Here is a 22,120-nt window from a genome sequence, read left to right as displayed (position 1 = left end):
CGGATTCGCGCCTCAGGACTCAGCGCAACGCGTTGCGCTGAGTCCTGAGGCTGTTGCAATGAAGATGAGAATCAAGGCCATGTCCTCACCGCGCGTTCCATTTAGGGAGTCCTCGAGAAGTCGATCTCTCTGTGCGATAATCGAGCTATTGAGTCTCGCGAGTTTAGAGCTGGTGATATGCATTGAAAATCAAGATGAAAAACATCGGCAGGGTCGCTGAGGCCGATATCGAGATTAATGGTATTGCCGTGATCGCCGGGGAGAACGGGACGGGGAAAAGCACGGTTGGAAAAGCGCTTTATGCGGCCTTCAACAGCATGTCCGATTCGGAGAACAAAATCGACCGCATGAGGCGCAATAGTGTTGAGCGCGCCATCAGGAAGGCATATGTGGGAAGCCCTCTCGACTCCACGTCTCGCCACAGGCGAACTGCTGGAAGAATGAATAGTTTCATCGACAGGGTTTTTTCGGGCGAGTGCACGAGGGACGAGCTTATTGATGAGATAAAGGAGTATTACGGGGAGGAGATCTCCCGTGAGATCGAATCCGATTTCACGAATGGCGTAGCAGGAGTTGCCGATCAGATTATCGAGATCATGGATATCTCCGATGATGAGGTATTTCGTGCGATTGCGACAAACAGGTTCCGAAGCGAGTTCAACGGCCAGATCAATTCGGTTTTCGGCGAAGAGCCCGGGAAGGTCGAACTCCAGATAAAGGACGCATCTACGGTTTTCTCGGTTGCAAGTGACGAGGTGGCGGAGGTGCACGATAGGAGGGTTTTGCGATTCAGGGCGCATTATCTGGACGACCCGTTCCTGATCGATTCTCTCGGAGGACCCTACGGCCCCGCTTTTCGGTTCAAGCCCCTCCTTGGACACCAGGAGGAGCTGCGGCAAGATTTGATTCAGGCGACCATCCGTAACGATGACAGCGAGTCCTCGCTGTTCGAAGAGATCGCGAAGGAGCGACACCTGAAGGTTCTCATGGACAAGGTTTCCTCCTTATGTCCGGGGCATTTCGAGAGGAGCGAAAGTCGCGGTCACCTTACGTATCTCGAAGAGGGCTTCGCTCGGGGGTTGGAGCCTGGGAACCTTTCTGCTGGCTTGAAGACGTTCGCCATCATGAAGGTGCTCTTGAAGTCCGGCGCGCTAGATGCCGGAGGGACTATTATCCTCGATGAACCCGAGATTCATCTTCATCCTGCATGGCAGCTGGCCTTCGCCGAGATAATCGTGCTGCTCCAGAAAGAGCTCGGGATGCACGTCTTAATGAGCACCCATAGTCCATATTTCCTGAATGCGATCGAAGTGTATTCTAAGAAGCACGCTGTTGATGGATTGTGCTCATATTATCTTGCGGAGACCTGCACTGATGGACGCTCTCGCTTTGCCGATATAACCGGCTCGACTGAGGTCGCCTACGAGAAGCTGGCGGCTCCTTTTGATACGCTTGAGAGGGAGGAGTACGGCCTTGAGTAGCGACCTGTGCGCCTCCTGCCCTCATCCGAACTCTCCCGCGGTGCCAGATGGCAGCGATGGTTGCTCCCGTTGCAGGACCTGTATCCTAAGGGACTGCACGTCGACCATCTCCAAAACATCCAGAGACGGGAGCGTCTCTCTTGTGGATGACGATTTCCCTGTTGTCAATTTTGACTCTGTTAAAGAATGCTACTGCAAAAAGGTCAATAGGTGGATGCAACTCCCGCGCTCCGCCGATGCGCTGTATTGCGACCGGGAAACGTTATATCTAGTCGAATTTAAGAACGGCAGTCTGAAGGAGACGCTGGGGAAGAGGCTCAATCCCAAGGATGACGAAGAGCTTGGTATCAATCTTGGCCAAAGGGACGCCCTCATCGAGAAGTGCAAGGACAGCGTTTTGATCTGCTCGGACCTGTGGGGAAAGAGGACGAGATGGTTTCGCGAGCACTGCGTCTTTGTTTTGGTATACAACGAGGACAAGAACAAGACCGCGTTGAAGCGAGTTGCCAGTTCGATTAGGAGAAAAGCACGCTTTGGGCTTCCTGACAAATTGAAAGGGTTTTGCGTGAAGGATGTCTTGACGCTAACCGAAAAGGAGTTTTCGACATCGCTCCTTTCAACTTGGCGAGACGCAGAAGAAATCGCGGAGGTCGACGCGTAGGAGACCGAAAAGCATCCGGTGGCTATCTGCTCCCGATTTCAATCGTTCGTCTACAGTCGGTTTTCTTTCCGCTGCGACCGCCAGTTTGCGATGAGTCGCGCACCGTGTGAAGCTCAACACGGATGAAATACAAATAAAATCCCCCTTGCACTGTGTTGATAAATATTACTCGTCGAACTCATCTGAGCTGGGCCTTCTTGCATAGAACTGCCTGAACCTGAGCGTTTTCGGGTATCGCATTGCCCGATCGAGCACCATCGCGACCTTCTCAAGCTTGTCCTCGGGCGGACTCATAGCCACAGCCCTGCATGTCGTCCCGGTTGGAGCCGGGGTGAACCCTCAGGAAGCTCTGCATGAAGTAGCGCATCCGGTTCACGGGCCCCAGCGGGTTCTGGCCGTCGGGAACGCACTTGAGCAGCTTCGCGTTGTAGCGCTGGCTCTTCAGTGACAGCTTGTTGACAAGCGTCATGTGCGCGCCCTCCATGTCGTGGATGAGCGTGGAGCCGGGCGTCACACGGCCCTCGAACGTCGCCAAGGTCTTCGCCCTGCTCGTCTTGCCAAGGCCCTCCCGGATGAAGATTGAATGCCTGGTTCGTCGCAGCCGAGTGCGACACGGCCTCTACCCGAGACCATCATCTCTACACATAGCCCATCATTCGACAAGAACGCGCAGTTCGTCCTGCATAGGCGCATGGTGTCCCCCTCCGCCGCAAGAGGGGAGCAAAAGAAAGGTCCCTTTGTCACTACCGGACAAAGGGACCCCCCCCTGGGCAAACACGCTATAAAACCTTCTTGCCGAGCGGCTGAGTCTCAGGACACCGACGGCGCACCCGTAGACCTACCCATAATCCACGCCATTTCGAGCTTCTTGGTCTTCAACGTCACAATCCGATAATCATCCAGGCATCGAAATGACCTCGTCACAGGCGGCAAGCATCTCCTCGTCATGAGTGACAACGATTACAATATGGTCTCTCTTAACTTCGTGAAGCAATTTGATCAGCGCGCCTCGACTCTTCGCATCAAGTGCTGAGGTCGGTTCATCAAAAAGCATAACGTCCGGCGATTTCAACAGCTGTCTCACAATTGCAATCTTTTGCTTCTCCCCGCCGGACACCCCTCCTTTCCCGCCGTCAAGCATCGCCGCTGCCCCGTTCTCCACAGAGGCAATCATTTCGTCTAGCCCCAATATGGCAAGCATCCGATTCAGCTTATCCATCTCGTAATCATCAGAAAGCAGCGTAAGATTATCGAGAATCGTCCCCTCAACGATAGGGGGTTCTTGCTCCGTAATGCTGACTCGACACCGCCGCAATGCGTATCGGTCGATGCAACGCTGTGACACCCCGTCGTAGCGAACGGCCCCTTCTGTGTCATCTGGATATAACCCCAATATCACTGACAGCAGCGAGCTCTTCCCCGAACCATTCGGCCCCGAGATTCCATATAGCCGACCCCTGGAAAACACGAGCCCCTCAATGCTTAAAGCGACCCTTTCCGCCCCTGGATAACGTAGCTTGATGTTCTCAAGACGGATTTCCTCAATCGGATCAAGCGCCAATTTGCCATTCGCTTCAACCGGGACATCCCAAATTCTTTTCAGCCGCTCATAGCATACGCGATTAGTCTGGTAATCCCTCCCCCAGCCCAACAAATACTGTACCGCTGAGCTTAAGTTCGAATAATATCCGACGGCAGTCACGAGAAAACCCGGCAACAGTCTCCCGCCCATCACTTCAGCCGCGCCCACAACAAGAAGACATCCTTGAGCGGTGGAAGCGACCAACGCGTTGCCAAAGGTAAATCTAGACCCTACTTCCTGATTTGCTCTCATCGTTGGATAGAGCCCATTAAAAGCTTCGACCAGTACAGCGCGGAACTTATCGAACAAAGCATGTTTGCGAATGAAATCAACTTTCTCCAACTGATCTTGTAGACAGGAAAAAAACCTCGCGCTCTGCTCTTGTACGTCAAAACTTCTCTCAAACAGCCTCGCGCGTGAAACCGCATAAAAAGCGGCACTCGCTGCCGCAAGAACAAGGCAGACCACACTCAGTTTAATATTCAGGCTACCGAGAACAAACAGGGCGAACAAAAGGGTGACAACGTTGCTTGAAACCCCCACAACCGAGTTGATTACGAAGATGACAAGGTCATTAGCGTCGTGATTGATTTGCTGGTTATAATACGACGCATTGAAGCCCTCGAAGAATGCCTGGGGAAGGTGCTTCACGTGCTCAAGCGTATCCGCATTTAAGCCGAACCCCGCATGCGACTGAAGGTTGATGTACAGCATCTCTGAGCAATACACTAGTCCCGCTCGAACCGCCTGGACCGCAACCAAAATAAGGCAACAAACGAGAACGGCGGCAAAATCGGCGCTGGCCGGCATCGCCAGTTGGTTTACTACCATGCCGGTAAGAAAGGGACCCGCAAGCGCAAGCAGCCCGACCAAAACTGTTACGACAAGATAGGCGTAGAATCGACCGCCCAGTATATATTTCCTACAGAGATTAAGCATCCGCCTCATTTTGCCTCGCACCCCGTTTTGCCGCATTCATCATCTGGGAGAGCAACATTTTTTGCTCGGCATCATACCGGAAGGAAACGCAACGTTTCCCCTCACCGTTTAAGGCGTGGTTGGGGCATCCTCCCATGCACATGGGAAAAGCGAAGCACTCTTGGCATTCCGGGTCATCCGGCTCATATGCCATCCACTTAATCATGTTCTTGCTCAACATTGGCGGCTCGAAAATAGTTCCGACCCTCCGCTCCTTCATTCCAATGTCATCCCAGCACTTATACAAATCGCCGACAGGGTCAACCACGTACGAATTGATTCCAACGGCGCAACATATCCCGAAATTCGTCCCACCAAAAGGTTGAACTTTGAAGCCCCGCGCAATTGCCCTTTTATAAAACTCAGTCTCCTCATACGAGAACTCTTTTACAGTAAAGCAGTGGCTGTCGTTCGCACATACCTGATTGATATCGTCAACAGGGGCTAAATAGAAGTGAACCTTATTCATCAGGCCATTTAGCTCGAGATAATCCAATAGCTCTTGAGCGGCCTCGATGTTGGTCTTGTCGACGTTGCTCCTTATCGAAATATCGATGATGTCGGCACACTCTTTGACGTTCTTGAGAATACGTTCGTATGTAGGGCTTCCGTCGTGAAGAATCCTTCTCGAATCGTGATCCGACTTCGATCCATCTATAGTCACTTGCGCGCTCGTCACACCACATGCCGCGAGCCTCCTTGCAACATCAGGCGTCAGCAGATAGCCATTTGTCACTATCGATGCGGAATATTCACACGTTGGCCCCACGACATCTTTCAGATCCGACGTAATCCGTTCGATCATCTTCATTCCGAGCAGAGGCTCGCCGCCGTACCATCCAACTGAGAGACTTGCGATACCAGGATAGTAATCTTTCACGAACTTGGAGAGCTGTGTCAAAACCTCCTCGCCATCGTCGTGTACGCCTGTCCCTTTTCATAGCAGTAGGGACAGCAAAAGTTGCAAGCCATCGTTGGCGCAATGGTAAGGGACAGAGCAGTATTCGCAAAGCGCGCGGCGCGACTTTGCAACCTGATCTCCCCAAGCTCGTCCCTCTCCTCATTGACTAGGATGCCTCCCCTTATCAGCTCCGCGACAAGATCATCGGCATCCCGAACGTCCCCTTCTTGAATCCTTTTGAATTTCTGCGCGTATTCCGGATTTAACGACAGGATGCCGCCGGTTCGCGCATTCATGATAAGAAGACTTCCGTTATGTTCATGCACCACATTAAATTGCGACAGTTTCACTTCGCACCATCTCCATTTCCAATCAAATCCATATCGACCCTCAGACGCTGCGCATACGCCAGCGCACTACCTTCTTCGATAAAAACTGCACGAAAGCAGCAATAGACATGCGAGCGACACGATGACCGCATGGCCGCATGCAGCCATCAGGACCGTCCCGCCGGCAGCCCCGCACGCCCTCATCCAATAAGCCATGTGAACCGGGGGTAAAACGGTTGGGAAACTCATCGCGATAACAAGGCCCGCGAACGTTGCGACCAGCAAGGCTCCCGACACAAGAGATCTGATCCTGAACACCTCATATGCAACCGCAACCATCAGCGTATAAGCGGCGTCTATAACGATATTCGACAGGAGTGCCGAGGTCACATTACCAACCGTAAGGCTGTCTAGACCGCTTCCGGAGCACACGGCAAAGACCGCAGCGACACCGAGAGTAAACACGATGTAGGGGCACAGCGTATACACTTCGCAAGCCAATGTCTTTGCCGCAAACAGCTGCCAGCTGCGGAAGCCCCGAGCAATCGAAACTCCCCTTGCCGACACGCTCGTCGCATCACCGAATAGCGTCCCCGCCACAACAACAGAGACGATTGGGAAGAACACCGTATGCGCCATGGAGACGACACTTAGCCAGGAAGAGATACCCGTTGGCCCAACCCCTATCGAGAAAAGATAGCCCGGATCGGCGGAAAAGCCAAAGAACTGGCCCTCTCCCCCTGCGGAGACCCATGCGCCGGACCCGGCAAACACATAAATCCCCGCGATGCCCAAATACATCAGCGCTATTATCACGGCGAGTTTCATTCTCCTTGCGCGGAACAGTTCCGCCCTGACCGACATCCCAAGATTCATCGAACCGCCGTCCTTACAAATAGCGAGACGAGCGCAACTCCAACCGACACAAGCACAGTGCCGCCCGCATACAGCAAAACCTGAATTACACCAACATTCTGCATACTCAGGGAACACAGGTTCATCAGGTAATACACGGGCGAGAGCATGAGCAGCAAGCTGGGCTGACCGCTTCCGTATGTACTTGGGAACCACACCATCACAAATGTCGAAACCGCTATTGCAACGACGCTGCTCGCCACCACACTCCTCGTGAGCAAATACAGGGCGAAGGTAGCGGCGTACATCGAAATGAGCAGCAGCGCGATCATCAGCGCAATCGATACAAATTGGGCAAACCCTGAGCACGAGGCCCCAACGTCCCATTGGGCCATCTTGGTTAAATACAGCGCAGTCGTAGAAAGAAGATACACGGCACCGACCAGAGTGCAGTTCACCAACAGCTTCGTGATCACAATCGCCGCCTGCGACACCCCTCGCGATCTCGATACGGCGTAAGCCACGGATTCAAAGTCTCTCGACGTAGCGTAAACCGCGTAGAGAATCGTCACCGGAATCCAGACCACTGTAGACGCAAAAGACGTCCGGGCAACAGAGCCCAAAACGTCCCCTGCATCCACTAGGTTTCCAATAAAACCTATAGCCCCTCCAAGCGTATACGGGTCATCACCGGCGACCATGATCAGCACCTCAGACGAAGTCGCAGCCGCAACCACATACAGCACAGCCGCAAGCGCAATCATCAGAGCGGTCGCCGGGTGCCTGGCGAGCAACCATACCTCGCTCCGAAAAGCTGAGATGAACTCGCGTTTCATCACAGCTCGCTCTCTCGACCGATGAGCTCCGAATAAAACTCCTCAAGGCTCTTCCTATGAGAATACGCCTCCGCAACCCTCACACCTGCGGTCGAGAGCGCTTCGATTGCAATGCCCCGCCCTTCCTTTTTCTCCTCATAGCGCATAAGGACGCTGCCGTCCGGCAGAAAAGAATGTGAGGTCTCATCTCCGAGAACCGATCTCGTTCGCTCCAGATCGTCCACATGCAACACGAAACCACCGCGGCATGACTTTTCCAGCTGAGGTGCGGTCATCCTTCGAATGAGGCGACCATGACTTATGAAGAGGTAATCAGTTGCCAGCTTGTGCATCTCCTCAAGATTGTGGCTGGATACGAGAATCGTTTTACCTTGATCTTTGTTAAGATGCGTAAGGATTTTTCTTACTTCGACTATCCCCATCGGATCCAGGCCGTTTGTCGGCTCGTCCAGGATCAACAGCTCCGGATCGCCCAGCAACGCTATGGCCAGATCGAGACGCCTCCTCATTCCCATTGAGAAGTTCTTCACTTTCTTCCCGCCGGCCTCCCCCAAACCGACGGTTGATAACACACCGTCGATGGAACGATTGGTGGGAAGCCCCCACTCAATACAGCGAACGACCAAGTTGTCTCGCGCGGTCAGATTAGGATACGAAGCATTGAGGTCGGACATATAACCCAGCCTTTCCCTGCAGCTCCGTATTTCACGTCTCCCGGTTTGCCCAAACATCGAGATCGTTCCTGACGATGGCTCCGAAAGCCCCGTGATCAATCGAATTAACGTGCTCTTGCCGGCACCATTCTCCCCAATGAGTGCACACAGCTCGCCTTCCATTAAAGAGAACGAGACTGATTTAACCGCTTCAAACCCGCCATATCTCTTGGATATGGCACGCAATTCAACTGGGACTTCCCGCATGGACGACATCCTCCCCGTCAATAAAAAGGGACGACATGGCAATTGTGCGGGGTTATAGGTAACGTCGGTTCGCCCCCCATATTGCAATGCCACATCGCCCCTCAGGCGCTGCTGGCCAAAATATCTTTGAACAGTCTGTGCACGCCGTACGGCGTGCACTATCCGCTAAAAGCGGATAGTGCACTCCTGTGAAGAACACTTGGTGCTGCAGCTGCCGTGCGCGTAAAAGAAGCAATTGTTGCACATGGGCTCAGCCCCGGCTGACGGCTCGGTAATCCATTCCATTTCATTCCCCTCCTTTCGCGGTAGAAAGCCAGTTCATCTCTGCCCCCTAGAAACGGAACGTGCAGGACTGATTGGGGCACCTCTTCGTGCATCCCCCGTGCGCGTAGAAGAAGCAGTTGCCGCACGCGGGTGCAACGCCTTCCTCCGGCTCGTTAATCCAATCCATCTCTCCCTCCTTTCCTTGCATACCGAATTGATAATGTTATTCTAATTCGATATGTATCATATTTCAATATAAGCTTATTTATATATTACACAAGGTAAGCACCCCCCTGCATCCAGCACAGGAAATGACTCTCTCGTTCCCCAGTGACGCGGCGAGAAATACAGGCCACTGCAGGACGTTGAATGAACAGCCCGTGAAAACCGTTGTTTTCACGGGCTGCACCTGCTCAATACTTTTTTATTCTCCAGCCTCAGTCGTCTCTAAGATCGACCACGTAAACATGATCTGACTCCAGGACCGGGTCATCACCCGTCGCGGTCGCCCTGCTCAGCGCGTTGCGGGCGCGCCGCGTCGCCAGTTCCTCAAGTTCTCTTTCGTTGACGCGCTTAATAAGATCGCCAGGCTGGCAATCAAGCTCTACGCAAATATCCAGCAATGTCTTTAACCTAATTGCCTTCACCTTGCCATTTCGTATTTTTGAGATACTTGCCGGTGTGTGCCCGGTCGCCCGAATGATATCCGTACTCGTCTTTCCGCGTCGAAGCAATAAGCTTTCAAGCTCAATAATCAGATAGTCCATGCCGCCCCTCACACCAAATCCTCGGTCTGGTCTTGAAGCAGAGCTCCGTAGCGCCATATCGCAGAAATCGAGAAGCAGCAAACGGCCCCCAGCACAGCACCAATATCTATGGGCAGGGCCAGGTTTTCAAACATCGAATAGGCGTTCCCCAGCAAGTCGAAGGGGCCAATCACTATCGAAAGAAACCCCGGAGAAAACAAGAGGTCACCTATTGCTGCTGCAACAAACAGCCACCCGATAATCGAGATTCTTCGAGCATGCGAAAGGGTAAAGGGCGATTCGCCATGAGCCATGTCCATGCTGATTCCCCGCAGGGTCCATGTGGCCCCTCCGGAAATCAGAAGATACATCAAAGGAACCACTACGGAAACCGTCTTTGATGGATCATATAGGTTTCCTTGAGCAGCCATAAGCCCAATGGAAATAACCACCACCACCGAACAGCAACACACCGCTATAAACAGCGCCGTAAACAGAATCCCAAGCCTTCTTCCGAGAGTCATCATCTTCTGGATGGACTTATCGATCTTCTGGGCGCTATTCACCACAGCTCCTCCTAAAGCAATCAGAGGTCTTCTTACTTACTGTTTTTCCTACATTGTAACGAACTCGATAAGAAGAGGGTCGCTTCACGCCGCGCAATCCCGAACTCCAAGCGTTTCTCATCAGCATTGCCCATCTTTCGAGTCGAAATTCAAATCCAGTTTCTTATCGCATGCCAAAATCAAATCCTGATCGTGGCTTACAACAAGAATTAGCTGATTAAAGGGGTTTCGAGAGACATACTCCGTGAACTCCCGACGGCTTTCTTCGTCTAAATCATTCGTCGGCTCGTCAAACACAAGCACTTCCGGTTGCCTGCAAAGTGCTGAGATTATCCTTAGCTTCCGATACTCTCCACCAGAAAGGTCCCTACAATTCTTACCTTTTAACGATTCGACGGTTCGGCAGAAACTCGGCACAAGCTCGCAGAGATGCTCGCCCGTTCCCCGAATCGATGCCCTCTCAAGATAGTGTTCCACCGTTTCATTCGGAATAAAGAGCTTTTGCGGGCACACCGCAAACAGGTCATGTCGGATCGTCTCCATATCGAGCTCTTCATATGGCACCGACCCCAAAGCCCGATGTCCCCCAGCAGAATATAGTCCAAGAAGCACCTTCAGAAACGTGCTTTTGCCGCATCCGTTCGGCCCGGTAATGGCATAGGTTTCCCCCTCTCGACGTCCACGGAGAGATCGCGGTACAAGTAGGGCTTTCCCGCGTATCGGTACGCGATGTTGGACAACGATATGCTCTCCACGTGCCCAACCGTGAGGGTGCCGCGGTCCTCGGCGTCCTCCGTCAGAGCCCCCAATCGGTCGAACGAGGCCCTTGCGTCCTGATACGATTTGAAATAATTCAAATAATATTTGAAGCATCCGAACGCCATCGAGTAATACGAGTTCACCATTGTGAACTCGCCAATGCTCATTCTTCCGCTTAATATTTCCATTCCGGAGATCACAAGCAACGCTCCCCGGAACACAGATGAGATCAGGCCGTCGCTCGAGGTGGCCAGATTCGAGACCCTACTTGCTTTCATGTAAATCGGGTAGTACCCCTCGAATACCCCTTTGAGCGTCCGAGCGCTCTGGTCATATGCGCCATCGCACTTAATGTCAAACAACTGCGACAGCTCGCCGCTCACGGACGCGAAAAGCTTGCTCAACCCCTCCTTGTTCGCAAGCGAGCTGTTGTACAGCGGCTTTTTCAACGCCCTGAATAAAATGAAGTACGCAACAAGCGAACATGCACTTAACACCAGGAACACCGGATTGATCGAAAACAGGATGATGCATATCAACACAACCAGAACGACGTTAAGCCCGATCGTCAGGAAGTTGTTCACGACAAACGATGACACCGCATTCGAATCCGCATACACCCTCTGCGTTGTATAGGATGGATCCGCCTGCTCCCCCTTTTCCAGGGGCCCCCGTTCAAACGACTCACACGTGGTCCCCATCAGTCTCGTCGTCATCTCCAAGATGACGCGCGATACGTTCACGCCCATCGCATGCGACATGAAGGAGGCCGATATCCCTATGCCCGCAACAAAGGCCGCAAACCATACGACGCGAGATGGGTCCCTATTCGTCACGAGAAAGTCTACAAACCCACCGTTTAAGGCGGGCATGATGCACGAGAGAGCGAAATTAACCAGCATGAGAATCACGAAAAGCCGTGACCCTTTACGCCGAAACAACTCGTGAACCGTCTTCTTAAACATGCCAGCTCCCATCAAGCGGCCTTTTATCCAAAACTGAATATGTTCGCCGCTTAATCGCTCCCATATATCCCTTGTTGTTAATCCTTGCTCAAGACACTATCTCGGGCTGCGGTGCCCAGGATTCCATTTCACCTTTATATACATACGAATAGGCCCCCTATTTGCATAGGCAAGCGCGGCGATTATAACGGCAGCCACCATCAGGCCGAGAATAGCCCTTTTGTCCGGAAAAAGGGACGAGAGAAAAAGGCATATTGCGGAGAAAACTACAGACGCCCCCACCACTCGGTTTGCGCCTAGAGACTCGGCCGTCCGCTTTGCCTCCTCTAAACGCTCTCCCGATAGCAATGACATTCCGGCAAGCAATCCCGTGAGCTTGCCTCGATATATCATTATTCCGAACACCAGCAGCAGGCATGACCCCACCATTGGAACCACAACGTCCGACATCGCCATCACTCCAGTCCATTCCTTGTCATCGAATCCTTGCGGCGGCTCAGCGCATCTGGCGTCAAATGCAACCTCGTGTCAAACGGACTGCTCGCAAGCTCAATTACTTTGCATGAGCTCGAACATACCGGTTTAAACGGCATACAGTTTAGCCTCGATGGCCTACGTGATTCTCATGAACATATGCGGGGGTTCCCGGGGCTATACGACCGGGTACTAGACGCCATCGATATCACGCTGAACGAAACTTCGCTGCACCTTTCGATTGCCTTTTGTCCAACATCATTTAATGTCGACGATTTCAAACCAGTTTGCACGATGCTCCGGGACAAGCTGAAATCGTCGAGCAGGACCGACCGAATTGACCTTCGAGTCAGCCACTTATGCTCCTCGGCAGAGCCCGAAAAAACCGCACAATTCGCCCTTCAAATAATCAATACCGTCGGTTGGTCAACACGATCAACGACCTTCGATACGATCCAGGCTATCGAGGCTACTTCATGTTTGAGTGGGGCGACCCCATCGACCACTTGGTCAGATTCCCCCAGCTGCAGATGCAATTTGACCAAGTGGCCATCCACGCCAATGGCGATATCGTCGTATCCCCCTATATACCTCTCATCATTGGAAACGTTCGCAAACACAGTCTTCAGGAATACTACGATGCCGGAATGGCAACCGTTTGGGATAAACCCGTTATTACCGCGTTGGCCAATCGCATGCACTCGATTGACGAGATGGAAGAGATCTCATCGTTGATTGCAGACATCAATATGGACGGCGACCTCTATATCGACCTAATCGATGACGATCTAGGCGACCTGAGCGTCCTGTCCCAACTCTAAGGAGATGTTCCCATGTACGAGACCCCAGAAGTAGAGAAGATGGATTCCAAAACCGGCCCCATTCCCGTTGTAGTCAACTTCGCAGCCGTCGTGGATAACGTAGTTGCAGCCGTCTACGATGCCGTCGTTGCGGCCTACGCATTCTGGTACTCGGCAGATAACGACGGCACCGAGGCAAGTACGGCACAAAACTAGTCGCCAACCCATCGAGCAATCACCTCGCCTATCGCTGCATGCGATTGACTGCGCAGCCCTAGCCAACGCCCAGAGCGCCTTGAAGAGCTGCTTGTAAAATTCGCTCATTCAACAACGCGATCTCTTCACCAATCTCGGCCGGCCCGACAGAACTGCACACCAGTCGGACCGGCCAGACCCATAAAACGCTGCGTCCCGTCCACACCACACCTCACGAAACTCGCACTGCCACCACATGGGCGATTCGCGCCTCGATGTTGCGGCGCGATACTATCACGAATAGTCCCCGTCCAACAAGGCTATCCCTTCCACAGGCGTTTCAACTGTCAGTGGTAGCATTAAACTGAACGGTGAAAAATACACTAACACTAACAGCGGAGATGACGACGTCGATGCCCTTCATGCAGCTGAGCACGTCCATCGTCGGCTTCCATCGGGGCTGTTCCGACTGGGACTCCACCTTGGATTCCAGGTCCTTCTTCTCGTCTACCGCCCGCTTGACGCGCTCCTTATAGCAGTCGAGGGTCTGCTGGGCCGTGGGGTCGGCCATCTCCGCGGCTTCGATCCAGGCCCAGTGCGCCCTGGTCCACGTCCCGAGCCTCCTTCTCTGGTCGTCTCCGCCGGGGTGGCACTGCCCATTCCTGGGCAGGTACTTGGAGAGGCGCTGCTTGACGGTAACACGGTAACCTCTCCCGGGCATCGGCGGGGGCCTGGGAGAGGTCCCTGGCGCCCTCGCACTCGCAGTCGGGGACGTGGACCTCGACGATTTCGTGCAGTGCGAGCTGCTTGGCCGAAAACTCGGCGTCGCGCTTGTCGGTCTTGCGTCGCTTGTCGGCCGCGGGCCTCTGCATCTTGGAGACCGCGCCGATGACGCAGTCCACGCCGAGGCAGCGCGGCTCCCTGCAGAAGGGAAAGCCGGTGACGCCGGACTCGTAGACTGCCCCGGGCGACTCGATAGAAAGGATCGAGTCGGCGACGGAGGCGGGGTCGTAGGAGAAGGGGCTTCCCGCCGATCTCGCCCGTGAACGGATTGAAGGCGCATCCTTTGATGCTGCGGGCGTGCACCTCAAGGCCAATAGAGGCAACATGTGGCATTGTGAGCCAGTCTCGCATTGTGGCAACCTGGCTGGCTGCCGGATTTTAATGACGACGACCATTGTCAGCCTTGGCCCACGAATCAAAAGACGATACGAAGCAGGGGCTCACATTGTTCTGCTCATATCGTCTTTATGGCGCACTACCATTCACCGAAATTCGGCAACTTTTTCATTCTCTATATACATGTTTAAACAACATGTTCTACAATAGGGACAATAGAAATGGAAACTCGGGACGAGCCGTCTATCCATCTACGGCGCAGCCCCTTATTCAAAAGGACGGTGAGTGCATCCATGGAGCGTGCAAGCGGTGTTCTGATGCCCGTTTCGTCATTGCCCGGGCCTTACGGCATCGGCGGCTTTGGCCGGAACGCCTACGACTTTGTCGATTTCCTCGTATCGTGCAAACAACATTACTGGCAGATTCTGCCCCTCACGACGACGAGCTATGGCGATTCGCCCTATCAGTCGTTCTCGGCCCGCGCAGGCAACCCCAACTTTATCGACTTTGCCGAGCTTATCGAAGCTGGCTATCTAGAGCAGCGCGATATCGACGGCGTGTATCTGGGGTCTGACCCCACCAACGTCGACTACGGCGCTATCTTTGGCGGTCGCCGTCAGATTCTCGACCGTGCCGCCCAGCGCTTTGCGACTAACAAGCCTGCAGACTTTGATGACTTTATCCAGGCCAACGAGGACTGGCTCATCCCCTACTGCGAGTTTATGACCGTTAAGGAGGAGTGCGGCCTTAGGGCGTTTTGGGAGTGGCACGAGGAGCTTCGCTGCCGCGGCGGCGCCAGCAGCAAGGTTTGCGCCGACCATCCCGAGCGCATGCTGTATCACCAGATGACGCAGTACTTCTTCGATCGCCAGTGGAGCCGCCTCAAGGCCTATGCCAACGAGCGCGACATCCTTATCATCGGCGACCTGCCCATCTATGTCTCGCGCGACTCCGTCGAGATGTGGGCTACGCCCGAGCTCTTTAAGATCGACGCCGCCGGTAATCCTGTGAGTGTCGCTGGCACGCCGCCCGATCAGTTCTCTGCCACCGGCCAGTACTGGGGCAATCCCATCTATGACTGGGACGCCATGGAGGCCGACGGTTTCTCCTGGTGGGAGGGCCGCATCCGCGCCGCCCTCGACATGTACGATGTCATCCGCCTGGATCACTTCCGCGGCTTCGAGGCCTATTGGGAAGTGCCGTTCTCCTCACCCGATTCGTCCTACGGTTCGTGGACGCAGGGCCCCGGCCTCAAGTTCTTCAAGACGCTCGAGGAAAAGCTCGGCACGCTGCCCATCATCGCCGAAGACCTGGGCTTCCTAACCCCCGGCGTCATCGACATGCGCGACAACTCGGGCTTCCCCGGCATGAAGATCTTGCAGTTCGCCTTTGAGGGCACCAACTCGTACTACCTGCCGCATAATTACATCGCCAACACCGTCGCCTATGTGGGCACCCACGACAACGAGACGGCGCGCGGTTGGTTTGAGGGAACGGCCACCCCGCGTCAGCGCGAGCAGGCGGCCCTGTACACCCACCAGCAGGCCGGCGAACCCATGGCCGATGCACTCAACCGCACCATCGCCGCCAGCGTGAGCGATACCTGCATCTACACCATGCAAGACCTGCTCAATCTGGGCAACGAGGCACGCATCAACACCCCCGCCACCCTGGGCGGCAACTGGACTTGGCGCATGCTCGATGGCGCCATCACCCGCGAGCTCGAGCACAAGCTCACCGGCTGGACCGAAACCTACTTCCGCATCCCGTCGGAAGCCGAAATTGAGCTTCCCCAATAGGAGCCACCGCGCCCGACTCTACCCCACCGTGCGGACGCGTCCGTTTTCCCCGCGCGAGGCCACTTCCAATCCCTCGCGCGGGCTTCTTATGAATTGCAGACATGAAACAACCCATCACAGGAGAAAACATGCCCCAAATTAACCTCATGGAACTCGCCGAGCAGTCCTTTGGAACTTCGCTCGAGCAACTCGATGACCGTCGTATTTATAAGCTGCTGGTCAAGCTCGTGCAGGAGCGCTCTGCCGCCTGTCCGCTCAACAACGGCAAGAAAAAGCTCTACTACATCTCTGCCGAATTTTTGATCGGCAAGCTGCTCATCAACAATATGATCGACCTCGGCATCTATGACGAGGTTAAGGACCAGCTCGTCGCCGCAGGCCACGACCTCAACAAGATCGAGGAGTTTGAGGTCGAGCCTTCGCTCGGCAACGGCGGCCTGGGCCGTCTGGCCGCATGCTTCTTGGATTCCATCGCCACGCTGGGCCTTACCGGCGACGGCGTGGGCCTCAACTACCATTACGGCCTGTTCCGCCAGCGCTTTGTCGGCAACCAGCAGAAGGCCGTCCCCGACGAGTGGCTCGGCGAGCAGGACATCCTGATCGATGACGACCGCTCCTACACTGTTGAGTTCGGCGACTTTGCCGTTACCTCCAAGCTCGTCAACATCGATGTGCCCGGTTACGGCCAGCCCACCAAAAACCGCCTGCGCCTGTTCGACCTGGCAAGTGTCGACGACGGCCTGGTCCCCGGCAGCTCCATCGACTTCGACAAGACCGAAATCGCCAAGAACCTCACCTTGTTCCTCTATCCGGATGATTCCGACGAGCAGGGCCGCCTGCTTCGCATCTACCAGGAATACTTCATGGTGAGCAATGCCGCCCAGCTCCTCATCGACGAGGCCGTCGAGCGCGGCAGCAACCTGCACGATCTGGCCGACTACGCCGTGGTCCAGATCAACGACACGCACCCCACCATGGTCATTCCCGAGCTCATCCGCCTGCTCACCACCGAGCACGACATTGAGTTTGACGAGGCCGTGACCATCGTACGCTCCATGGTCGCCTACACCAACCACACGATCCTTGCCGAGGCGCTCGAGAAGTGGCCGCTCACCAGCCTGCAGAAGGTCTCCCCTGCCATCGCCGATATTATCGTCAAGCTCGATGAGATCGCCAAGGCCGAGCACGACGACCCACGCGTCGCCATCATCGACGAATACGACACCGTACACATGGCCCACATGGACATCCACTTTGGCTTCTCCATCAACGGCGTCGCTGCGCTGCACACCAAGATCCTGGAGGACACCGAGCTTCACCCGTTCTACGAGATCTATCCCGAGAAGTTCTCCAACAAGACCAACGGCATCACCTTCCGCCGCTGGATCCAGGGAGCCAACCCCGCGCTTGCCAGCCTGCTCGACGATGTGATCGGCACCGATTGGCGCAGCACCGGCGATCTGAGCAAACTCGCCAAGTTCGTTGACGACAAAGATGTTCTTGAGCGCCTGGCCGCCACCAAGGCCGAGGCCAAGGCCATCATGCGCGAGTTTATGGCGCTCGAGCAGGGCGTGACCATTCCCTCCAACGCCATCATCGACGTTCAGGTCAAGCGTATCCACGAGTACAAGCGCCAGCAGATGCTCGCGCTCTACATCATCTGGAAGTATCTCGACATCAAGAACGGCAATAAGCCTAAGCACCCCGTCACCATCATCTTTGGCGGCAAGGCGGCCCCTGCCTACACCATCGCCCAAGACATCATTCACCTGATCCTGACGCTGTCCCAGTGGATTGCAAACGACCCCGACGTGGCTCCCTACCTGCAGGTTGTCATGATCGAGAACTACAACGTCACCGCTGCCGAGCGCGTGATCCCCGCTGCTGACATCTCCGAGCAGATCAGCCTGGCCTCCAAGGAGGCGAGCGGCACCTCCAACATGAAATTCATGCTCAACGGCGCTTTAACCCTGTGCACGCTCGACGGCGCCAATGTCGAGATCGCCGAGCTCGTCGGCGACGAGAACATCTACACCTTTGGTGCCTCGTCCAAGCAGGTCGAGCAGCTCTATGCCGACGGCACCTATGACGCCGGCGCGCTCTACCGCAAGCCCGGCATCAAGCTGCTGGTGGACTCCATCACCAACCCGGCCTTTATGGCGACCGGCAACGCCGAGCGCCTGCAGCGCCTGCACGACGACATTAAGGGCAAGGACTGGTTTATGGCCCTGCTCGACATTGAAGAGTACATCCAGACCAAGGAGCGCGTGCTGGCCGACTACGAGGACCAGGATGCCTGGATGCGCAAGGCGCTGATCAACATCGCCAACGCAGGCACCTTCTCGTCCGACCGCACGATCTCCCAATACAACGACGAGATCTGGCACCTGGACTAACCCATTCCCCTTACCCATCCTCTTGAGGAACGGAGTCGTGGCAACACGGCTCCTTTTTTGTGCCCGTGCGTTGCCCCTGTGAGCCGCCTCGGCCAAACAATCTCGATCTGTAACAGATAACCGCTGGAATTGGGTCCACCTGTTACAGAATGAGACAGACGGGCAAGGCGGCTAAAAAGATCTCGATCTGTAACAGGTAACTGCCGAAATCAGTCCTTCGTGTTACAGATCGAGATAAAAGGAAAGGCAGCTCGGCGCTGTCTCGATCTGTAACATCTAGACCGACTTTGGCCCTCCTCCTGTTACAGATCAAGACAAACTGGTAGATGGACAACCCCAACACAAAGAAAGGCTCCCCTCTCGCCCAGTGGACGGGAGGGGAGCCTTATATGTGACCACGGCAAAAGGATGGCAATACCGCAGTCGCCCAAAGGGAGGGCCTGGATACACCGGGCCTAGATAAGATTCTTGCCAGACACCTTATCGAAGAGATGGGTCGCGTTCTTCTCGAACTTGAACCAGATGGGGTCGCCCGCCTTGAGCGCGCCCTTGGCCTCGAGGTCGACAACGGGGATGATCAGGACGAACTGGCCATCGGGAGCGGTCACGTGGACATGCTCGGTCGAACCCATGAGCTCGGTCACCTCGACGGTGCCCTGGAGCGCACCCTCCTCGCCCTTGTCGGCAAGCAGAATCTGCTCGGGACGTACACCAGCCGTGATCTCCTTCACGTCGCCGCCGTCCCAGTTAAGAGCAAGCTGAGCGCAGGTCTCGGGGGCCAACGCGACATTCATGTCGTCGGTCTTGACGGTAAAGCCGTTGCCCGAGCGCACCAGCTGAGCATCGAAGAAGTTCATCTGCGGCACGCCAATGAAGCCGGCGACGAAGATGTTCGCGGGATGGTTGAAGACCTCCTGCGGCGTGGCGATCTGCTGGACGACGCCGTCCTTCATAACCACGATGCGGTCACCAAGGGTCATAGCCTCGGTCTGGTCGTGGGTAACATAAATGAAAGTGCCCTTAATCTCGTGACGCAGCTTGATAAGCTCGGCACGCATCTGGTTACGCAGCTTAGCGTCCAGGTTGGACAGTGGCTCGTCCATCAGGAAGACCTTGGGATCACGCACGATGGCGCGGCCGATAGCGACACGCTGACGCTGGCCGCCCGAAAGCGCCTTGGGCTTACGGTCGAGATACTCGGTAATACCCAGAATCTCGGCAGCGGAGCGAACCTTGCGGTCAATCTCGTCCTTGGGGACCTTCTTGAGCTCAAGCGTAAACGCCATGTTCTCGTACACCGTCATGTTGGGGTACAGAGCATAGCTCTGGAACACCATGGCGATGTCGCGGTCCTTGGGAGCGACGTCGTTGACGCGCTTGCCGTCGATGAGCACGTCACCCGAGGTGATGTCCTCCAGGCCGGCGACCATACGCATCGTCGTGGACTTACCGCAGCCAGAGGGGCCAACGAGGACGATGAACTCCTGGTCGTGAACGGTGAGGTTAAAGTCCTCTACAGCGAGCACGCCGTCCTCGGTAACCTTGAGGTTGTGCTTCTTCTCCTCGGTCTTCTTCTTTTTGCCAAAGAAGCCCTTCTTTTTGGACTCGTTGTTGGGATACACCTTCTGAACATGTTTGAGAACGATCTCGGCCATGTCTTTACCTTTCGATATGCGGCGCCGCGCTGAGGGGCGCCGCAGAAACTTGCAAAACAGTTACGGCATCAGCCCTTGACGGCACCTGCCACCACGCCGTCGATGATGTACTTCTGGCAGAGGATGTACATGACGACGATGGGGACAACGACCATCATAATGCAGGCCATCATGGGGCCGAGCTCGACGTGGCCATAGCCGCCGCGGAAGTACTGGATCAAAATAGGAATGGTCTTGTACTTGGTGGAGTCGAGCGTAAGGTAGGGCAGCAGATAGTCGTTCCAGACCCACATGGTCTCGAGGATGCCAACCGAAAGATAGGTGGGCTTCATGATGGGAAGGACGATCTTAAAGAACACCTGGACCGGGTTGCAGCCGTCGATCATGGCAGCCTCCTCGATCTCGAGCGGGATGTTCTTTACAAAGCCGGCGAACATAAAGACCGCCAGGCCAGCGCCAAAGCCCAGATAGATAAAGCAGATGTTGAACGGCGTGTTAAAGCCAATGCGGTCCGCCAAATTGGACAGCGTGAACATGAGCATCTGGAAGGGCACGACCATCGAGAACACGAACAGGTAATAGAAGAAGTTCGAGATCTTGCTGTTGACACGAACCACGTACCAAGCGCACATGGAGCAGCACAGCAAGATCAGCACGACCGACGTGACCGTAATGATGAGCGAGTACATAAATGCCGAGGCAAATCCCTGCTCGTTAAGGGCGTGCACGTAGTTTGCAAGGCCGTTGAACGTCTCGGGCGTGAGCAGATCGAACGCCGTGGTGGTGCTGATTGCGGTCGCTTTCTTAAAGGAATTGAGCGCAATCATGAACACGGGGTAGATCCACGCGAGCGACAGGATCGTAAAGAAAATCGAGAGCGCGCGGTTGATAGCCTTATCGCGTTTCATTACTGCTGCACCTCCTTGGACCTCGTGGCCTTAAGCTGGATCATAGAGATAGCAACGACCAGGATGCAGAAGATAACTGCCTTGGCCTGACCGATGCCCTGCCATGCGATGCCAGCACGCGAATAGAACGTGTTGTAGATATTCAGGGCGAGCATCTCGGTGGAGTGCGCGGGGGCGCCGCCGGTAAGGGCGAGGTTCTGGTCGAACAGCTTAAAGCCGTTGGTGATGGACAGGAACAGGCAGATGGTGATGGTCGGCATCAGGTTAGGGATCTTAACCTTCCAAAATGTCTGCCATGCCGTAGCACCGTCGACCTTGGCGGCCTCGATGTAGTCGGACGGAATGGACTGCAGACCAGCGATGTAGATGATCATCATGTAGCCGACCTGCTGCCACAGGGTCAGGATGATAAGACCCCAGAAGCCAGCAGCGGAGTTAAGGGCGATAAGCTGGGCACCCACGTTGGAGAGCAGGCAGTTGATCAAAATCTGCCAAATGTAGCCCAGCACGATACCGCCGATCAGGTTAGGCATAAAGAAGATCGTACGGAAGATGTTGGTGCCCTTGAGCGCCTTGCGGGTAAGCGCCTGCGCAATGGCGAGGGCGATCACGTTGATGAGCACCGTCGACAGGAAGGCAAACGCCACCGTAAAGAAGAACGACGTGGCAAACTGCGGATCGGACAGTGCGCGCACATAGTTCTCGATACCGACAAAATGCGCGTTGTTGATGGTAATAAACTGGCAGAACGAGAGATAGAAGCCCTGGATAAAGGGGATCACGAACCCGATCATAAACGCCAGGCACGTGGGCAGCATAAAGAGCGGCCACCAGCGCTTGAGTGCTTTGCCCATAAAAGGGTCCTTTCAATATGCAGGGGGCGGGCAAACCAACGTCTGCCCGCCCCCTGTCGCTAATCAGATAGCTTGGG

At 54.9% G+C, this 22,120-nt stretch carries 22 protein-coding genes; 6 read left to right on the top strand and 16 right to left on the bottom strand.

Annotated elements, in window-relative coordinates; genetic code table 11:
* Positions 1-182 precede the first annotated feature (182 nt).
* Both GT571_RS08515 and GT571_RS08510 read left to right on the top strand, forming a co-directional pair.
* Entirely contained in the window at positions 183-1,481 is a 1,299-nt protein-coding gene (locus tag GT571_RS08515; protein WP_117856218.1) for an ATP-binding protein, read from the top strand.
* On the top strand, positions 1,474-2,142 hold the full coding sequence (locus GT571_RS08510; RefSeq protein ID WP_204987218.1) for a hypothetical protein: 669 nt from the start codon (positions 1,474-1,476) through the stop codon (positions 2,140-2,142). The genes GT571_RS08515 and GT571_RS08510 overlap by 8 nt, the downstream gene beginning before the upstream one ends.
* A gap of 268 nt (positions 2,143-2,410) precedes the next feature.
* Here the strand turns inward: GT571_RS08510 and GT571_RS08505 are convergent, their stop codons facing one another.
* The 12 genes from GT571_RS08505 to GT571_RS08450 all read right to left on the bottom strand — a co-directional run bounded on the left by GT571_RS08505 (position 2,411) and on the right by GT571_RS08450 (position 12,299).
* Positions 2,411-2,677 (bottom strand): hypothetical protein, encoded by a 267-nt coding sequence (locus GT571_RS08505; protein WP_161156645.1) that lies wholly within the window; start codon positions 2,675-2,677, stop codon positions 2,411-2,413.
* A 360-nt stretch (positions 2,678-3,037) separates the two neighbouring features.
* Positions 3,038-4,663, bottom strand: coding sequence for an ATP-binding cassette domain-containing protein (locus GT571_RS08500; protein WP_161156643.1), 1,626 nt, complete (start codon positions 4,661-4,663; stop codon positions 3,038-3,040).
* Positions 4,656-5,603 carry a radical SAM/SPASM domain-containing protein gene (locus tag GT571_RS08495; RefSeq protein ID WP_161156642.1) on the bottom strand — a complete coding sequence of 316 codons (948 nt, stop codon included), beginning with the start codon at positions 5,601-5,603 and terminating at the stop codon, positions 4,656-4,658. The genes GT571_RS08500 and GT571_RS08495 overlap by 8 nt, the downstream gene beginning before the upstream one ends.
* Positions 5,600-5,953 (bottom strand): hypothetical protein, encoded by a 354-nt coding sequence (locus GT571_RS08490; RefSeq protein ID WP_161156639.1) that lies wholly within the window; start codon positions 5,951-5,953, stop codon positions 5,600-5,602. Before GT571_RS08490 ends, GT571_RS08495 begins: the two co-directional genes overlap by 4 nt.
* 66 nt (positions 5,954-6,019) lie before the next feature.
* Positions 6,020-6,808, bottom strand: a complete 789-nt coding sequence (locus GT571_RS08485; protein ID WP_035137757.1) for a hypothetical protein — start codon at positions 6,806-6,808, stop codon at positions 6,020-6,022.
* Entirely contained in the window at positions 6,805-7,623 is an 819-nt protein-coding gene (locus GT571_RS08480; protein ID WP_117564851.1) for a hypothetical protein, read from the bottom strand. Before GT571_RS08480 ends, GT571_RS08485 begins: the two co-directional genes overlap by 4 nt.
* Positions 7,623-8,543: an ABC transporter ATP-binding protein gene (locus GT571_RS08475; protein WP_161156637.1), complete on the bottom strand. Its 921-nt coding sequence runs from the start codon at positions 8,541-8,543 to the stop codon at positions 7,623-7,625. The genes GT571_RS08480 and GT571_RS08475 overlap by 1 nt, the downstream gene beginning before the upstream one ends.
* Before the next feature lie 701 nt (positions 8,544-9,244).
* Positions 9,245-9,574 (bottom strand): helix-turn-helix domain-containing protein, encoded by a 330-nt coding sequence (locus GT571_RS08470; RefSeq protein WP_052044110.1) that lies wholly within the window; start codon positions 9,572-9,574, stop codon positions 9,245-9,247.
* An 8-nt stretch (positions 9,575-9,582) separates the two neighbouring features.
* The gene (locus GT571_RS08465) at positions 9,583-10,119 is read right to left on the bottom strand and encodes a hypothetical protein (RefSeq protein ID WP_035137761.1); all 537 of its coding nucleotides are present in this window, start codon (positions 10,117-10,119) and stop codon (positions 9,583-9,585) included.
* Between the two features lie 120 nt (positions 10,120-10,239).
* Positions 10,240-10,737 carry an ATP-binding cassette domain-containing protein gene (locus GT571_RS09960; protein ID WP_240136249.1) on the bottom strand — a complete coding sequence of 166 codons (498 nt, stop codon included), beginning with the start codon at positions 10,735-10,737 and terminating at the stop codon, positions 10,240-10,242.
* Entirely contained in the window at positions 10,734-11,843 is a 1,110-nt protein-coding gene (locus GT571_RS08455) for an ABC transporter transmembrane domain-containing protein (RefSeq protein ID WP_161156633.1), read from the bottom strand. Before GT571_RS08455 ends, GT571_RS09960 begins: the two co-directional genes overlap by 4 nt.
* 96 nt (positions 11,844-11,939) lie before the next feature.
* Positions 11,940-12,299 carry a hypothetical protein gene (locus tag GT571_RS08450; RefSeq protein WP_161156631.1) on the bottom strand — a complete coding sequence of 120 codons (360 nt, stop codon included), beginning with the start codon at positions 12,297-12,299 and terminating at the stop codon, positions 11,940-11,942.
* A 494-nt stretch (positions 12,300-12,793) separates the two neighbouring features.
* On the opposite strand from GT571_RS08450, the gene GT571_RS08445 reads away from it, so the two are divergent.
* Both GT571_RS08445 and GT571_RS08440 read left to right on the top strand, forming a co-directional pair.
* Positions 12,794-13,138: an SPASM domain-containing protein gene (locus GT571_RS08445; protein WP_161156629.1), complete on the top strand. Its 345-nt coding sequence runs from the start codon at positions 12,794-12,796 to the stop codon at positions 13,136-13,138.
* Between the two features lie 12 nt (positions 13,139-13,150).
* Positions 13,151-13,333 (top strand): hypothetical protein, encoded by a 183-nt coding sequence (locus GT571_RS08440; RefSeq protein ID WP_161156627.1) that lies wholly within the window; start codon positions 13,151-13,153, stop codon positions 13,331-13,333.
* A 319-nt stretch (positions 13,334-13,652) separates the two neighbouring features.
* On the opposite strand, the gene GT571_RS08435 is transcribed toward GT571_RS08440, so the two are convergent.
* Positions 13,653-13,883 carry a hypothetical protein gene (locus tag GT571_RS08435; RefSeq protein WP_117564843.1) on the bottom strand — a complete coding sequence of 77 codons (231 nt, stop codon included), beginning with the start codon at positions 13,881-13,883 and terminating at the stop codon, positions 13,653-13,655.
* Between the two features lie 769 nt (positions 13,884-14,652).
* Here GT571_RS08435 and malQ point away from each other — a divergent pair.
* Positions 14,653-16,230 carry a 4-alpha-glucanotransferase gene (malQ, locus tag GT571_RS08430; protein WP_275689649.1) on the top strand — a complete coding sequence of 526 codons (1,578 nt, stop codon included), beginning with the start codon at positions 14,653-14,655 and terminating at the stop codon, positions 16,228-16,230.
* 128 nt (positions 16,231-16,358) lie between these two features.
* On the top strand, positions 16,359-18,626 hold the full coding sequence (glgP, locus tag GT571_RS08425) for a glycogen/starch/alpha-glucan family phosphorylase (protein ID WP_240136247.1): 2,268 nt from the start codon (positions 16,359-16,361) through the stop codon (positions 18,624-18,626).
* A 455-nt stretch (positions 18,627-19,081) separates the two neighbouring features.
* Here the strand turns inward: glgP and GT571_RS08420 are convergent, their stop codons facing one another.
* From GT571_RS08420 to GT571_RS08410, 3 genes are all read right to left on the bottom strand, one after another.
* Entirely contained in the window at positions 19,082-20,281 is a 1,200-nt protein-coding gene (locus GT571_RS08420) for an ABC transporter ATP-binding protein (protein WP_161156621.1), read from the bottom strand.
* A 68-nt stretch (positions 20,282-20,349) separates the two neighbouring features.
* The gene (locus tag GT571_RS08415; protein WP_161156618.1) at positions 20,350-21,189 is read right to left on the bottom strand and encodes a carbohydrate ABC transporter permease; all 840 of its coding nucleotides are present in this window, start codon (positions 21,187-21,189) and stop codon (positions 20,350-20,352) included.
* On the bottom strand, positions 21,189-22,043 hold the full coding sequence (locus tag GT571_RS08410) for a carbohydrate ABC transporter permease (protein WP_117759387.1): 855 nt from the start codon (positions 22,041-22,043) through the stop codon (positions 21,189-21,191). The genes GT571_RS08415 and GT571_RS08410 overlap by 1 nt, the downstream gene beginning before the upstream one ends.
* Positions 22,044-22,120 lie beyond the last annotated feature (77 nt).

Origin of the sequence: Collinsella aerofaciens, from assembly GCF_009876115.1 — a bacterium.
In the GTDB taxonomy this organism is placed as follows: Bacteria; Actinomycetota; Coriobacteriia; order Coriobacteriales; family Coriobacteriaceae; genus Collinsella; species Collinsella aerofaciens_N.
The sequence above is the reverse complement of the archived record's forward strand: the minus strand, read 5'-3'. Positions and strand labels throughout refer to the sequence as shown.